General features: G+C 71.2%; 13 protein-coding genes. 9 read left to right on the top strand and 4 right to left on the bottom strand.

What is annotated here, in order from left to right:
- Positions 1–7: 7 nt before the first annotated feature.
- Positions 8–748: a class F sortase gene (locus SMD11_RS14185; protein ID WP_087926822.1), complete on the top strand. Its 741-nt coding sequence runs from the start codon at positions 8–10 to the stop codon at positions 746–748.
- Between the two features lie 397 nt (positions 749–1,145).
- On the opposite strand, the gene phoU is transcribed toward SMD11_RS14185, so the two are convergent.
- Entirely contained in the window at positions 1,146–1,835 is a 690-nt protein-coding gene (gene phoU / locus SMD11_RS14180) for a phosphate signaling complex protein PhoU (RefSeq protein WP_087926821.1), read from the bottom strand.
- Positions 1,836–2,038: 203 nt separating this feature from the next.
- Here phoU and SMD11_RS14175 point away from each other — a divergent pair, with 203 nt between their 5' ends.
- A complete protein-coding gene (locus SMD11_RS14175) occupies positions 2,039–3,292 on the top strand; it encodes a sensor histidine kinase (protein WP_087926820.1) in 1,254 nt (417 codons plus the stop codon).
- 58 nt (positions 3,293–3,350) lie between these two features.
- A complete protein-coding gene (locus SMD11_RS14170; protein ID WP_087926819.1) occupies positions 3,351–4,031 on the top strand; it encodes a response regulator transcription factor in 681 nt (226 codons plus the stop codon).
- Positions 4,032–4,195: 164 nt separating this feature from the next.
- Here the strand turns inward: SMD11_RS14170 and SMD11_RS14165 are convergent, their stop codons facing one another.
- Positions 4,196–4,918 (bottom strand): DUF461 domain-containing protein, encoded by a 723-nt coding sequence (locus SMD11_RS14165; RefSeq protein ID WP_199843875.1) that lies wholly within the window; start codon positions 4,916–4,918, stop codon positions 4,196–4,198.
- 544 nt (positions 4,919–5,462) lie between these two features.
- Here SMD11_RS14165 and SMD11_RS14155 point away from each other — a divergent pair.
- The 4 genes from SMD11_RS14155 (at position 5,463) to SMD11_RS14140 (ending at position 8,144) form a co-directional block, all read left to right on the top strand.
- Positions 5,463–5,945 carry a CarD family transcriptional regulator gene (locus SMD11_RS14155; protein WP_003953493.1) on the top strand — a complete coding sequence of 161 codons (483 nt, stop codon included), beginning with the start codon at positions 5,463–5,465 and terminating at the stop codon, positions 5,943–5,945.
- A gap of 336 nt (positions 5,946–6,281) precedes the next feature.
- A complete protein-coding gene (ispD, locus tag SMD11_RS14150) occupies positions 6,282–7,061 on the top strand; it encodes a 2-C-methyl-D-erythritol 4-phosphate cytidylyltransferase (protein ID WP_087926818.1) in 780 nt (259 codons plus the stop codon).
- Positions 7,051–7,557: a 2-C-methyl-D-erythritol 2,4-cyclodiphosphate synthase gene (ispF, locus tag SMD11_RS14145; RefSeq protein ID WP_087926817.1), complete on the top strand. Its 507-nt coding sequence runs from the start codon at positions 7,051–7,053 to the stop codon at positions 7,555–7,557. Before ispD ends, ispF begins: the two co-directional genes overlap by 11 nt.
- 179 nt (positions 7,558–7,736) lie before the next feature.
- Positions 7,737–8,144, top strand: coding sequence for a PPOX class F420-dependent oxidoreductase (locus tag SMD11_RS14140; RefSeq protein WP_087926816.1), 408 nt, complete (start codon positions 7,737–7,739; stop codon positions 8,142–8,144).
- 128 nt (positions 8,145–8,272) lie between these two features.
- On the opposite strand, the gene SMD11_RS14135 is transcribed toward SMD11_RS14140, so the two are convergent.
- Both SMD11_RS14135 and SMD11_RS14130 read right to left on the bottom strand, forming a co-directional pair.
- The gene (locus SMD11_RS14135; RefSeq protein WP_087926815.1) at positions 8,273–9,520 is read right to left on the bottom strand and encodes an acyltransferase family protein; all 1,248 of its coding nucleotides are present in this window, start codon (positions 9,518–9,520) and stop codon (positions 8,273–8,275) included.
- A 200-nt stretch (positions 9,521–9,720) separates the two neighbouring features.
- Positions 9,721–10,866: an acyltransferase family protein gene (locus SMD11_RS14130; RefSeq protein ID WP_234366033.1), complete on the bottom strand. Its 1,146-nt coding sequence runs from the start codon at positions 10,864–10,866 to the stop codon at positions 9,721–9,723.
- Between the two features lie 172 nt (positions 10,867–11,038).
- On the opposite strand from SMD11_RS14130, the gene cysS reads away from it, so the two are divergent.
- Positions 11,039–12,433 carry a cysteine--tRNA ligase gene (cysS, locus tag SMD11_RS14125; protein WP_087926814.1) on the top strand — a complete coding sequence of 465 codons (1,395 nt, stop codon included), beginning with the start codon at positions 11,039–11,041 and terminating at the stop codon, positions 12,431–12,433.
- Positions 12,434–12,537: 104 nt separating this feature from the next.
- Entirely contained in the window at positions 12,538–13,488 is a 951-nt protein-coding gene (gene rlmB / locus SMD11_RS14120) for a 23S rRNA (guanosine(2251)-2'-O)-methyltransferase RlmB (protein ID WP_087926813.1), read from the top strand.
- The last annotated feature ends 129 nt before the right edge of the window (positions 13,489–13,617 follow it).

Raw genomic sequence — 13,617 nt, 5'->3', positions numbered from 1 at the left:
GGGCGACATGTCAGAACCGCGCACAGGTGGCCGTCGCCGCCTGCTGACAGGAGTGGCCTGGGCGGCCTTGCTGCTCGCCCTGTGCCTGTGTGGCAGTGGTACCGCGGGAGAGCTCTCCAAGGCTCCCGGCGGTGTCGCGGCCAAGGGCCACTCTCCCGCGCACGGCCTGCCCCCGGCGCACGACCCGCTGCCGGGGGCGGGCCCCCAGACCGATCCCAAGACCCTGGCCATCAAGGCCATCGGCCTGAAGGCCCCCATCGAGGGCCATGGCCTCGACCCGCTGGGCGGCGTCGAACCACCGCCGTACGAGCGGGCCAACTCCGTCGCCTGGTACAAGGACGGGCCGCAGCCCGGCAGCGCGGGCGCCGCCGTCCTCGTCGGCCACGTGGACACCGACCGGGCCCTCGCCGTCTTCGCCGGCCTCAGCGTCGTCAAGCGCGGCCAGCACATCTGGGTCGCCCGCCAGGACGGCTCCGTCGCCGAGTTCGTCATCGAGGACATCTCGGTGGTCGCCAACGACCAGTTCGACGCCGAGAAGGTCTACGGGGCGCGTGAGCCGGACCGCGCCGAGCTCCGCCTGATCACCTGCGGCGGCAGCTACGACAAGACCCGCCGCGCGTACAGCGCCAATGTCGTCGTCTCCGCCTACCTCACCGGGGCGACACCGGCCACACAGCCCCCGAGCCCTGTCGCGGACGAGGACGGCGAGGACGAGGCGGAGGCCGGGGACGACAGCGGCGAGGCGTAGTCACACCCGCCGGTCACACCCGGTTGCACGCGGAGGGCCGGGACGGCTCGTACGGCCCGTAGACCCCGCGGCGGGCCCGGACCGCCCGCGCCGTGAGAGGGGCCCCGGCCGGACCGACCGGCCGGGGCCCCTCCCCGTGAGTGACATGCGCGCCGGCTGCTAGCCGCAGCCGCCACACTGGCACGGCCCGCCGGACTGGCAGCCGCAGGAGCAGCCTGGGCCGCACGTGCACGCGGCCTTGACCGGCTGCGTCGCAGGAGGGGTGTGGGTCATATGCGGTACCTCCTCGAAGGGTGGTCTGCTGTCACCCAGTCAAGAACTGCCCGCCTCGGCCGTCAATGCCTCTCACGCACGCTTGTACGGGCGCGTATGGGGCGCATGGAAGCACGCGCGGCGATTACGCGCCTTCCACCGGGCCCGTGCGCCCCTCGGACTGGGTGAGCTCGTCCGCGTGCTCCCCGGTGACCAGGTACACCACCCGCTTGGCCACCGAGACCGCGTGGTCGGCGAAGCGCTCGTAGTAGCGGCCCAGCAGCGTCACGTCCACGGCCGTCTCGATGCCGTGCTTCCACCGGTCGTCCATCAGGTGCTGGAACAGGGCGCGGTGCAGCAGGTCCATCGCGTCGTCGTCCTGCTCCAGCTGGAGCGCCAGGTCGACGTCCTTGGTGATGATCACCTCGCCGGCCTTGGCCATCAGCCGCTGCGCCAGCTGGCCCATCTCCAGGATGGTGGCGTGCAGGTCGCGCGGGACCGCCGTCTCCGGGAAGCGCAGCCTGGCCAGCTTCGCCACGTGCTGGGCGAGGTCGCCCGAGCGCTCCAGGTCCGCGCTCATGCGCAGCGACGTCACCACGATCCGGAGGTCCGTGGCGACCGGCTGCTGGCGCGCCAGCAGCGCGATCGCCCGCGCCTCCAGGTCCCGCTGAAGGTCGTCGACCTTCGCGTCCGCGGCGATCACGGACTCCGCCAGCTTGAGGTCCGCGTCCAGGATCGCCGTGGTGGCGCGCCCGATCGCGGAGCCCACGAGCCGTGCCATCTCGACCAGGCTCTCGCCGATCGAGTCGAGCTCCTCGTGGTACGCGTCCCGCATGGCTTGAACCTCTTTCTCCGGAAATTCACTGGGGCGAGGGATCCGACGTCCTGCCCACGGTCCCACGTTGCGTCCGAAACGCGACGGCCGTCGGCCTCAGGAGTGAACCGGCGCCGACCTGAAGGTGAACTCTCGGCAACGTATGTTCGAGGTGCCCCCCGATTGGCTGTGGATGTGTCCTCGCCCCCGCATAACCTGGACTCATGAACGTGGACGCGGCAGTCGCCGCAGCGGCAGCGATCGCCGGGCTCTGCACCGGAGTGATCGCCATGCTGGCGTTCCGCTGGAGCGAGCGCGATCAGGCCAGGCCCACCCGCAGCTCCCTGCACACCGACGCCGTGCTCCCGCCCGGCGTCGACACCGTCCTCTCCGTGCTGCGCTCCTCCGCGGTCGTCCTCGACGAGGCCGACGCCGTGGTCAAGGCCAGCTCCGCCGCGTACGCCCTCGGACTCGTCCGCGGTGGCAAGCTGGCCGTCGAGCCCATGCTCCAGATGGCCCGCGACACCCGCCGCGACGGTGAGATACGCCAGGTCGAGCTGGACCTGCCGCGCCGGGGCACCGGCCGGGGCGAGGCCCTCGCGGTCTCCGCCCGGGTCGCGCCGCTCGGCTCCCGGCTGGTCCTGCTGCTCGTCGAGGACCTCACCGAGGCCCGCCGCATCGAGGCCGTCCGCCGGGACTTCGTCGCCAACGTCAGCCATGAGCTCAAGACGCCCGTCGGCGCGCTCTCCCTGCTCTCCGAGGCCGTCATGGACGCCGCCGAGGACCCCGAGGCCGTCCACCGCTTCGCCGGCCGGATGCAGATCGAGGCCACCCGGCTGACCAACCTCGTCCAGGAGCTCATCGACCTCTCCCGGGTGCAGAACGACGACCCCCTGGAGGACTCCGAGCCCGTCCGCGTCGACGAGCTCGTCGCCGAGGCCATCGACCGCTGCCGCCACCAGGCCGGCGCCAAGCAGATCACCATGGCCGCCGGAGGCACCGCCGACCTGCACGTCTGGGGCAGCCGCGGCCAGCTCGCCGCCGCCCTCGGCAATCTCGTGGAGAACGCCGTCAACTACAGCCCCGCGCGCACGCGCGTGGGCATCGCCGCCCGCCACATCACCGCCCCCGGCGGCGACCTCATCGAGATCGCCGTCACCGACCAGGGCATCGGCATCTCCGAGAAGGACCGCGAGCGGATCTTCGAGCGGTTCTACCGCGTCGACCCGGCCCGCTCCCGCGCCACCGGCGGCACCGGCCTCGGCCTCGCCATCGTCAAGCACGTCGCCGCCTCGCACGGCGGCGAGGTCACGGTCTGGAGCGCCGAGGGCCAGGGCTCCACCTTCACCCTGCGGCTCCCCGAGGCCGGCGCCGTGCGCGACCGTGACCCCTACAGCGACCACACGCTCCTGGAGCCGCACGAAACCATGTCTTCCTTCCCCGACGACTCCCTCCCCACCCGGGAGGTCCGTCCGTGAACCGCGGCCGGGAAGCGACCCCCCGTACCCGCACAGAAACCCGACCGGAGGTCCATCCGTGACGCGTGTGCTCGTTGTAGAGGACGAGGAATCCTTCAGCGACGCTCTGTCCTACATGCTCCGCAAGGAAGGGTTCGAGGTCGCCGTGGCGGCCACCGGGCCCGACGGGCTGGACGAATTCGAGCGCAACGGCGCCGACCTCGTCCTGCTCGACCTGATGCTGCCCGGCCTCCCCGGCACGGAGGTCTGCCGGCAGCTCCGCGGGCGGTCCAACGTCCCCGTCATCATGGTCACGGCCAAGGACAGTGAGATCGACAAGGTCGTCGGGCTGGAAATAGGAGCCGACGACTATGTGACCAAGCCCTTCTCCTCCCGGGAGCTGGTGGCCCGCATCCGGGCCGTCCTGCGCCGCAGAGGCGAGCCCGAGGAGGTCTCGCCGGCCGCCCTGGAGGCCGGGCCGGTCCGGATGGACGTCGACCGGCACGTCGTCACCGTCTCCGGCGGCAAGGTCGACCTGCCGCTGAAGGAGTTCGACCTGCTGGAGATGCTGCTGCGCAACGCCGGCCGGGTGCTCACCCGGATGCAGCTCATCGACCGCGTGTGGGGCGCCGACTACGTGGGGGACACCAAGACCCTCGACGTCCATGTGAAGCGGCTGCGCGCCAAGATCGAGCCCGACCCGGGCGCGCCGCGCTACCTGGTCACGGTCCGGGGCCTGGGCTACAAGTTCGAGCCGTAAGGAGACCCGGCCGTACGGGGCGGGCCTGCCGCCGGCGCGCGGGAGGACCGCCCGTACGGGGGACACGCCGCCCTCGTACGGGGCCGTACAGGACGTACGGGACATGCCGAGGGGCCCGGAAGCGGAATGCTTCCGGGCCCCTCGGCGTCGGCCGGGTGTCCCCGTCAGTGGCCGGCGTGCTGCTGGCCGCCCTGGGCCTGCTGCTGGCCACCCTGCGTGGCGCCCTCCTGGCGCTCACCGCCCTGCTCGCCCTGCTGGGCGCCCGCGGCGCCGGACGGGGCCCCGGGGGTGCCCGAGGGCTTGCCGGAGGGCGTGCCGGACGGCTTGCCGGGCTTGTCGCCCTGCTTGGGGGACTGCGCCGGAGCGGGCGCCTCGGGGCCCCACTCCTTGAAGAAGCTGGTCGCCGGGACGACGAACGCGCCGATGTTCACGTCGCCCGTGTCGCTGAAGTCGAAGGTCAGCTTCTGCTGCTCGCCGTCCTTGATCGCCTCACGGCCGTTCGGCAGGACCGCGGTGGCGTTGCCCTTGCCGCCGAGGACGACCGAGCGGCCCGCGGGCACGACGAGGCTGCCGGAGCCGCCGCCCGCCGGGGTGAGCTTCACGGTCGCGCCGGACTTGCCGGGAAGAGTGATCTTCTCCAGCGTCTGGTCCTTGCGGCCGTTGTTGAAGACGGTGCCGGTGATCACGGCCGGGCCGGTGGCCTTGAGGTCCGGCTGGGTGATCACGTTGATGTTCTGGAGCTTGATGTCGCCGACCGACGTGGCGGCGTTGTCCGGCTTGACCTCCAGCGTCTGGGCGCTGTTGCCCGCCGCACAGGCGGTGAGCGAGGCGATCGAGAGCACGAGGGCGGAAGCGGCGAGAGTGCCGCGTCGAAGGCTGCTGCTCACGGCGGCGGCATCTCCTTGGACGAAGTAAGAGGTGTGTCAGCGCGCTCAGGTTACCGACCCGTCTCCGGCGCCCCGCACCCGACCCGCCCTCATGGTCAACTAGTCCTCGCTCGGGCGCACGGCCGAATATCGCCCATCAACACCTCGGGGAACGTCCCGCACACCGCGCGGGGGATTATCCGCGAGGAATGCGCGGGGGTCCGGGAAGGTGTTCGGGAATTGATCAAGTTCAGGGTGATCAATTCCCGAATCCGGGTGGCGAAGGACGGCCCGCCCCGAACGGAGTAGCGGAAGTCCGCCGACCGGACCCCGGCAAAACGGGACGTTCGGCCGCGCGCGAGGGACTCCGGGCGGGTGTAACGTGCCCGTTTCGCCCCGCCCGAAGAACCGCTCCGACCTGCGAATACCCGCTTCCGGAACCCTCCCGCAGCACGTTCCGGTTGCTGTTGTCAAGCCCCGAGATATGCCCTGACCTGCGAAAACGCCATTCAGAACGGGCAGTTCCCGTGTTAGACTGGATAGCCACGGAAGGGGTACCTGTCACATGACGTTCAAGGTTGGCGACACCGTGGTCTATCCCCATCACGGGGCCGCGCTGATCGAGGCCATCGAAACTCGCCAGATCAAAGGCGTGGACAAGACCTACTTGGTGCTGAAGGTCGCCCAGGGTGACCTGACGGTTCGGGTGCCGGCGGACAATGCGGAGTTCGTCGGTGTGCGCGATGTGGTCGGCCAGGACGGGCTGGACCGGGTCTTCGAGGTGCTGCGCGCACCGTATGCCGAAGAGCCGACGAACTGGTCCCGTCGCTACAAGGCAAATCTCGAGAAGCTCGCGTCCGGTGACGTGATCAAGGTCGCCGAGGTCGTCCGCGACCTGTGGCGCCGTGAGCGCGAGCGCGGTCTCTCCGCCGGTGAGAAGCGCATGCTCGCCAAGGCGCGCCAGATCCTGGTGAGCGAGCTCGCCCTCGCGGAGAACACCAACGAGGACAAGGCCGAGGCCCTGCTCGACGAGGTCCTCGCGTCCTGACGTCGTCATGCCCCGGCGTGGTGACGACATGAGGCGTCGTCCAGGACACGCCCACATGACGCAGCGCTGGACAGACGCAGCGCTGGACATGAGGCCAGGTGCTGGACGTAAAGAAGTGCCGCGGTGCCCGCGCGATGACGACAGTCATCCGCCGGGCGCTGCGGCATCTCTGCTCGGTGGCGCCGGGGCGTCGACCGTTCACGCCGTGCTTGGTGTGCCGGGCTCGGGCAGCCGACCCGACCAGCTTGTCACGGAAGGGGCTGGTCGGAGCGGAGTGCCCGGCACGCTGAGGCCATACCCAATTCGGCCGAGGAAGCAAACCTGAACGCCATCGCAATGTCTGATCGAGCACCCGCCGCCACCCTTTCGCGCACCGCCGCGGTCATCCCCGCGGCGGGCCGCGGGGTCCGGCTGGGTCCCGGTGCGCCCAAGGCGCTGCGCACCCTCAACGGCACCCCGATGCTCGTCCACGCCGTCCGGTCGATGGCCGCCTCGCGCGCCGTCTCCCTCGTCGTCGTGGTCGCCCCGCCGGACGGCGCCGCCGAGGTCCGGTCCCTCCTCGACGCGTATCCGCTCACCGGCCACGACCGCGCCGAGCTGCTGGTCGTCCCCGGTGGCGAGAGCCGCCAGGAGTCCGTGCGCCGCGGCCTGGCCGCCCTTCCCGGTGACGTCACCACGGTCCTGGTCCACGACGCCGCGCGCCCCCTGGTGCCCGTCGAGACCGTCGACTCCGTGATCTCCGCCGTGCGCGCGGGCGCGCCCGCCGTCGTACCGGCGCTGCCGCTGGCCGACACCGTCAAGCAGGTCGAGCCGCGCTCCGGCGCCGCCGCGGGCGAGCCCGAGCCGGTGGTCGGCACCCCCGAGCGCGCGCTGCTGCGCGCCGTGCAGACACCCCAGGGCTTCGACCGGCGCACGCTCGACGCGGCGCACGAGAAGTTCGCCGCCTTCGCCACCGAGGGCGAGGGCGCCACGGACGACGCGGGCCTCGTCGAGCGGCTCGGCTCCCCGGTCGTCGTGGTGCCCGGCCACGAGGAGGCGTTCAAGGTGACCCGCCCGCTGGACCTCGTCCTGGCCGAGGCCGTACTCGCCCGCAGGAGGGCCAACGATGGCTTCTGACACCCCCGGCGCCCCGGCGCTGCCCCTGGTGGGCATCGGCACGGACGTGCACGCCTTCGAGGAGGGCCGCGAGCTGTGGTGCGCGGGCCTGCTCTGGGAGGGCGCCTCGCACGGCCTGGCGGGCCACTCCGACGGCGACGTCGCCGCGCACGCCGCGTGCGACGCGCTGTTCTCCGCCGCCGGCGTGGGCGACCTCGGCGCGCACTTCGGCACGGACCGCCCCGAGTGGTCGGGCGCGGCCGGCGTCACCCTGCTGGCCGAGGCCGCCCGGATCGTCCGTGCCGAGGGCTTCGAGATCGGCAACGTGGCGATCCAGGTGATCGGCGTCCGCCCCAAGATCGGCACCCGGCGCGAGGAGGCCCGGAAGGCCCTCTCGGAGGCCGTCCAGGCCCCCGTGTCGGTCTCCGGCACCACGACGGACGGGCTCGGCCTCACCGGCCGCGGGGAGGGCCTCGCGGCCGTCGCCACGGCGCTGGTGTACCGCACGGCGCGCTGACCCGCCGCCGGGCGGGCCCACGGGCGCCGTGGCGCCCGGACGGCGTGCCGACGCGCGAGAAGTACCCGAGAGGGCTGTTCGGGGGCTGTCGGCCCCCTTACGGCCCTTTTCGCGTTCCCGGCGGCTTACGGTGAGCCCACGCCGCCTCGCGCGCCCGTCACCCGAGGGAAGGACCCGTCGTGTCAGCCGCACTCTCCGACGACCTGAAGAAGCTCATCGACGACAGCCCGGTCTTCGCGACCGTGGCGACCGTCCAGCCCGACGGCAGTCCCCAGCTGTCCGTCACGTGGGTCACGCGCGACGGCGACGACCTGCTGATCTCCACCACGGTGGGCCGCCGCAAGGAGACGAACCTCCGGCGGGACCCGCGCGTGAGCGTGATGATCAACCCGCACAACGCGCCGTACACGTACGCGGAGGTCCGCGGGACGGTCACGATGACCACGGACGGCGGGCAGGAGCTGATCGACGCGCTGTCGCGGAAGTACACGGGGAAGGACTACGCGGACTTCAACCCGGCGGCGGCGGATGACGCGGAGCGGGTGGTGGTGCGGGTCTCTCCGCGGCGGGTGGTGGGCTCGATCTAGGGCCCTGCGGGCGGCTTTGTCCCCGCCCCGCCCCTTCCCGAACCGGGGGCAAGCCCCTGGGCCCCCGGTTCCGCGCTCCGCGCGGTGTCCTCAAACGCCGGACGGGCTGAAAAATCAGCCTGTCCGGCTCAGGTGCCGTCCGGGCGCCCCGCGCCCACGCGGTCCGGCTCCGCCGGCCCGTAGGCGCGCAGCCGCTGCGGCGTGACGGCCGGGGCGGCGTCCGGCGCCGGGATGACCTTGTCGGCCACCCGCCCCGCGTCCGTCGCCTTCCCCGCCGGCGAGTGCCGCCGCACCTCGTCCATGCTCGACCGCATGATCTTGCGCAGCCAGGAGCCCATCGGGCGTTCCACCAGGCGGTGCAGCAGCCAGGCCGCGCCCATCATCGCCACGATCAGGCCCGCGACCAGCACGTACGGCGGCAGCTTCTCCCGCAGCGCGTAGATGATCGTCATGCCGATGTACTGGTGGATCAGGTACAGCGGGTACGTGAGCGCGCCCGCCGTGGACAGCCACCGCCACTGGATCCTGTTGCAGGCGCCGAGCGCGATCAGGGCCATGATCACGAACGCGGCGAGGACGATCAGCCGGGCCGGCCAGACCGCGATGTCGTGCGTGGAGTTGTCCGCGACCCGCTTGGTCAGGTGGTGCTGGGCGAGCAGCAGGGAGAGGCCGGCGATGCCCCAGAGGAGGGCCGTGGGGCGATAGCGGTACATCAGGTAGAAGGCGATGCCCGCGACGAAATAGGGCGCGTACAGCGGCATGGCCCACATGGTGAGCAGCTTGCTGTCCACCTGGGTGGAGGTCATCGCGACCACGGTCCAGAGGGCGCAGAAGAGCACGCACTTGCGGTACGTCACGCCCGTGGCCACCACGATGGCGAACAATACGTAGAACTTCAGCTCGACGAAGAGGGTCCAGTAGACGCCGTCCACGTCCCAGACACCGAAGCCCGTCTGGAGCATCGTCAGGTTGGTGAGGACGTCGTCGTAGCTGTGCACCTGGCGGACCTGCGGCCAGAGCGAGACGATCAAGGTCGTCAGCCCGATCGCGACCCAGTAGGCGGGATAGACCCGGGACACCCGGGACATCACGAAGTCGCCCAGTGAGCGGCCCCAGGTGCTCATGCAGATCACGAAGCCGCTGATGAGGAAGAAGACCTCCACACCGAGCCACCCGTACTGGGCGAGCGGCTTCAGCTCGGGGAAGATGTCGCTGGTGTCCTGCCCCCAGCCGCCCCGCAGGGAGACGTAGTGGAATATCACGACCATCAGGGCCGCGAGGATCCGGAGCCCGTCCAGGACGTAGAGCCGTGGGGCGGACCGCTGGACGGCTGCTGCACGGCCGCCCTCGAGTTCACCTCGTCCGGCGAAACGCATGTCGTCCTCTTCCAGTGAATTTGGTCGGCTCATCCTACGCAGGCGCCGGTCGCACGCATGCTGACACAGAAAGTCCACGCACCGCCGTGACAGTTATCTCCCGTCGCTCCCGTAATTCCAAGCCCCTGCTGTAACCGATCTTGTGCAGGGGTTGTGCAGGACCGGTACAGGTCGGCGCGGGAGCGCCTCCTGCGAGGGTGTCACCCGGACCGGATGTCCGTCACGGCCCGTCTCAGGCCCCGTCCGAGCGCTCCGGCCAGCGGGCGCTCCACGAGCCGGTGGACGAGCCAGGCCGCCAGGAGCATGGTCAGCACGAGCGCGGGCAGCAGCACATGGCGCGGCACCCGGTCGGCGTTGTGCTCGATGACCATCCAGCCGAGGCGCTCGTGGATCAGATAGAGGGGATAGGTCAGCACTCCGGCGGTGGTCAGCGGGCGCCACTCCAGGCGTCGCGTCCAGCCGAGCGCGACGGCCATGACGACGAGGAAGAAGAACGCCATCAGCGCCACCGTCGGCCACTGCGGTACCCGGTGGCCCATGTGGCCCTCCGCCCGCGCCTGCGCGATCAGCAGATAGTGCTGCGCGACCACGAAGCTGCCGGTCACGAGCAGCCAGAGCACCAGGTTCGGGCGGAAGCGGTGCATCAGGTAGAAGGCGATGCCGGCGATGAAGAACCAGCAGTCCTCCGGCATCAGCACCTGGTCGAGCACCGGGTTGTCGACCGCCCGCGCGACGGCCGCCGCGACGGCCCAGATCACGCAGAAGCCGACCGCGCGGCCGTACGTGAGCCCCTTACGGACGACGAGCGCGAAGAGAAGGTAGAAGCGGAGCTCGATCCAGAGCGTCCAGTACACCCCGTCGACCGGATCCACCCCCAGGGGTGACTGGAGCATGGTCAGGTTGACCGCGATGTCGCTCGGCTCGGGGGTTTCGCCACCCGGCGGCCACAGATGGACGGCCAGGGCCACGGCGAGTACGGCGAACCAGTACGCGGGGAAGAGCCGGGTGACGCGCGAGACGGCGAACTGGCCCACGCCCTTGCCCCAGCAGCTCATGCAGATCACGAAGCCACTGATCAGGAAGAACAGCTGGACGCCCAGCCAGCCGTACGACGCCGGCAGGTGCGCCGTGGGGAAGGCCTCCGCCGCCGGCCGGCCCCAGACGCCGCTGCCGAAGGCGAGGTAGTGGTACGCCACCACCATCAGTGCCGCGCACAGCCGCAGCCCGTCCAGGGCGCCCAGCCGGGTGTGCCGTGCCGCGCCGCCCGCCGGCTCCCGCGCCGTCCCCGGCGCCGGCTCCGTGCGGGCACCCGGCTGCTCGTGCTGTACCGGCAGCGTGGAGTGCAACGTCCCTCCAGGGTTCCGCGGCGCCCGCCGGGAAAGCGGAAGGCGTGCCGGGAAGCTACCACGATGAATTGTATTTTTGGTGCAAAAAGCAAATAAGGGGCAAAGTGTGCCGTCTGACGAATGAACCGGCCGATTGCCCGGGGCACTGCTCAGGGGCCACTACCCTGGTTGCGTGACCATTCGCCTGTACGACACCAGCGCCCGGCAGATCCGTGACTTCACCCCGATCGTCCCGGGCTGCGTCTCGATCTACCTGTGTGGCGCGACCGTGCAGGCCGCCCCGCACATCGGGCACATCCGCTCGGGGCTCAACTTCGACATCATGCGCCGTTGGTTCGCCTACCGCGGCTACGACGTGACCTTCGTCCGCAACGTCACGGACATCGACGACAAGATCATCAAGAAGTCCGGCGAGCAGGGCCGCCCCTGGTGGTCCATCGGCTACGAGAACGAGCGCGCCTTCAACACGGGCTACGACGTCCTCGGCTGCCTGCCGCCCACCTACGAGCCCCGCGCCACCGGCCATGTCACCGAGATGGTCGAGATGATGCGCGGCCTCATCGAGCGCGGCCACGCCTACGAGGCCGACGGCAACGTCTACTTCGACGTGCGCTCCTTCCCCGGCTACCTGGAGCTCTCCAACCAGGAGCTGGACAACCTCCTCCAGCCCTCCGGCGAGGGCGAGACCGGCAAGCGCGACCCCCGCGACTTCGCCATGTGGAAGGCCGCCAAGCCCGGCGAGCCCTCCTGGGAGACCCCCTGGGGCCGCGGCCGTCCCGGCTGGCACCTGGAGTGCTCCGCGATGGCCCACAAGTACTTGGGCGAGGCCTTCGACATCCACGGCGGCGGCCTGGACCTGATCTTCCCGCACCACGAGAACGAGATCGCCCAGGCCAAGGCCTTCGGCGACGCCTTCGCCGCCTACTGGGTGCACAACGCCTGGGTCACCATGAGCGGCGAGAAGATGTCGAAGTCGCTCGGCAACTCCGTCCTCGTCTCCGAGATGGTCAAGCACTGGCGCCCCATCGTGCTGCGCTACTACCTCGGCACCCCGCACTACCGCTCGATGATCGAGTACAGCGAGGAGGCGCTGCGCGAGGCCGAGTCCGCGTTCGCGCGCATCGAGGGCTTCATCCAGCGCGTCGTCGAGAAGGCCGGCCCGGTCGAGCCGGCCGCCGAGGTGCCGCCCGCCTTCGCCGAGGCCATGGACGACGACCTGGGCGTCCCGCAGGCCCTCGCGATCGTCCACACCACCGTCCGCCAGGGCAACTCCGCGCTGACCGCCGACGACAAGGAGGGCGCCGTCGCCCGCCTGGCGGAGGTCCGCGCCATGCTGGGCGTCCTCGGCCTCGACCCGCTGGACGAGCAGTGGGCCGGTGCCGGCGGCGGCCGCGGGGACGACCTGCACGGCGTCGTCGACTCGCTGGTCCGCCTGGTGCTGGAGCAGCGCCAGGCCGCCCGCGGGCGCAAGGACTACGCCACCGCCGACGCGATCCGCGATCAGCTCCAGCAGTCCGGCCTCGCCATCGAGGACACCCCGTCCGGCCCCCGCTGGTCCCTGTCCTAACCCAGGATCCGAGCGTCGCCGACCGTCCTGAGGGACACTTTTCGTACGTACGTTTACAGAAGTCGCGGCCAGCGGCTCTGAGCAGTGAAGAAACAGGTGCACCCATGGCCGGCAACAGCCAGCGCAGGAACCGCCGCACGTCCAACAAGAAGGGCGCGCAGGTCGGCAGCGGCGGTCAGCGACGCCGGGGCCTGGAGGGCAAGGGCCCGACCCCGCCCGCCTCCATGCGGAAGGGCCACAAGAAGAACCGCATCGCCGGCGCCAAGGCCAGGCACGAGTCCAAGCGCCCGGCCCCGCGCCGCGGCGGCCCCAAGGGCACCAACGAGCTCGTCGTCGGCCGTAACTCCGTCGTCGAGGCGCTGCGCGAGGGCGTGCCGGCCAACACCCTGTACGTCCAGCAGTACATCGACAACGACGAGCGCGTCCGCGAGGCGCTCCAGCTCGCCGCGGACAAGGGCCTCAACCTCATGGAGGCCCCCCGTCCCGAGCTGGACCGGATGACGAACGGCCTGAACCACCAGGGCCTCGTCCTCTCCGTGCCGCCGTACGAGTACGCCCACCCCGAGGACCTCACCGCCGCCGCGTTCGACGACGGCGAGGACCCGCTGATCGTCGCCCTCGACGGCATCACCGACCCGCGCAACCTCGGCGCCGTCGTCCGCTCCGTCTCCGCCTTCGGCGGCCACGGCGTCGTCGTCCCCGAGCGCCGCGCGGCCGGCATGACCGCCAGCGCCTGGAAGACCTCCGCCGGCACCGCCGCCCGCACCCCGGTGGCCCGCTGCACCAACATGACGCGGATGCTGGAGGGCTACCAGAAGGCCGGTCTCACGGTCGTCGGCCTCGCGGCCGACGGCGACGTCGAGCTGCACGAGCTCGACGCCCTGTCGGGCCCGGTCGTGATCGTCGTCGGCAGCGAGGGCAAGGGCCTCTCCCGCCTCGTCGGCGAGACCTGCGACTTCCGCGTCCGCATCCCGATGCCGGGCGGCGCCGAGTCGCTCAACGCCGGTGTCGCCGCCGGTGTCGTGCTCTACGAGGCCTCGCGCCGCCGCGCCTGACACCGGTGCGGTGACCGCTCCTCCCCGGAGGAGCGGTCGATGTACACCGAAATACGCCGTTAAACGCCGGACGGGGGTTTTTCCTCCCGTCCGGCGTTTGTCGTCCGGAGCCTTGACGCGTCTCGGACA

The organism is Streptomyces albireticuli (assembly GCF_002192455.1).
Taxonomy (GTDB): Bacteria; Actinomycetota; Actinomycetes; order Streptomycetales; family Streptomycetaceae; genus Streptomyces; species Streptomyces albireticuli_B.
This window is presented reverse-complemented; position numbering and strand designations above follow the sequence as displayed.

Coding starts and splice junctions, on each gene's coding strand:
- SMD11_RS14185 (WP_087926822.1), top strand. CDS start 8: ATGTCAGAACCGCGCACAGGTGGCCGTCGCCGCCTGCTGACAGGAGTG.
- phoU (WP_087926821.1), bottom strand. CDS start 1,835: ATGCGGGACGCGTACCACGAGGAGCTCGACTCGATCGGCGAGAGCCTG.
- SMD11_RS14175 (WP_087926820.1), top strand. CDS start 2,039: ATGAACGTGGACGCGGCAGTCGCCGCAGCGGCAGCGATCGCCGGGCTC.
- SMD11_RS14155 (WP_003953493.1), top strand. CDS start 5,463: ATGACGTTCAAGGTTGGCGACACCGTGGTCTATCCCCATCACGGGGCC.
- ispD (WP_087926818.1), top strand. CDS start 6,282: ATGTCTGATCGAGCACCCGCCGCCACCCTTTCGCGCACCGCCGCGGTC.
- ispF (WP_087926817.1), top strand. CDS start 7,051: ATGGCTTCTGACACCCCCGGCGCCCCGGCGCTGCCCCTGGTGGGCATC.
- SMD11_RS14135 (WP_087926815.1), bottom strand. CDS start 9,520: ATGCGTTTCGCCGGACGAGGTGAACTCGAGGGCGGCCGTGCAGCAGCC.
- rlmB (WP_087926813.1), top strand. CDS start 12,538: ATGGCCGGCAACAGCCAGCGCAGGAACCGCCGCACGTCCAACAAGAAG.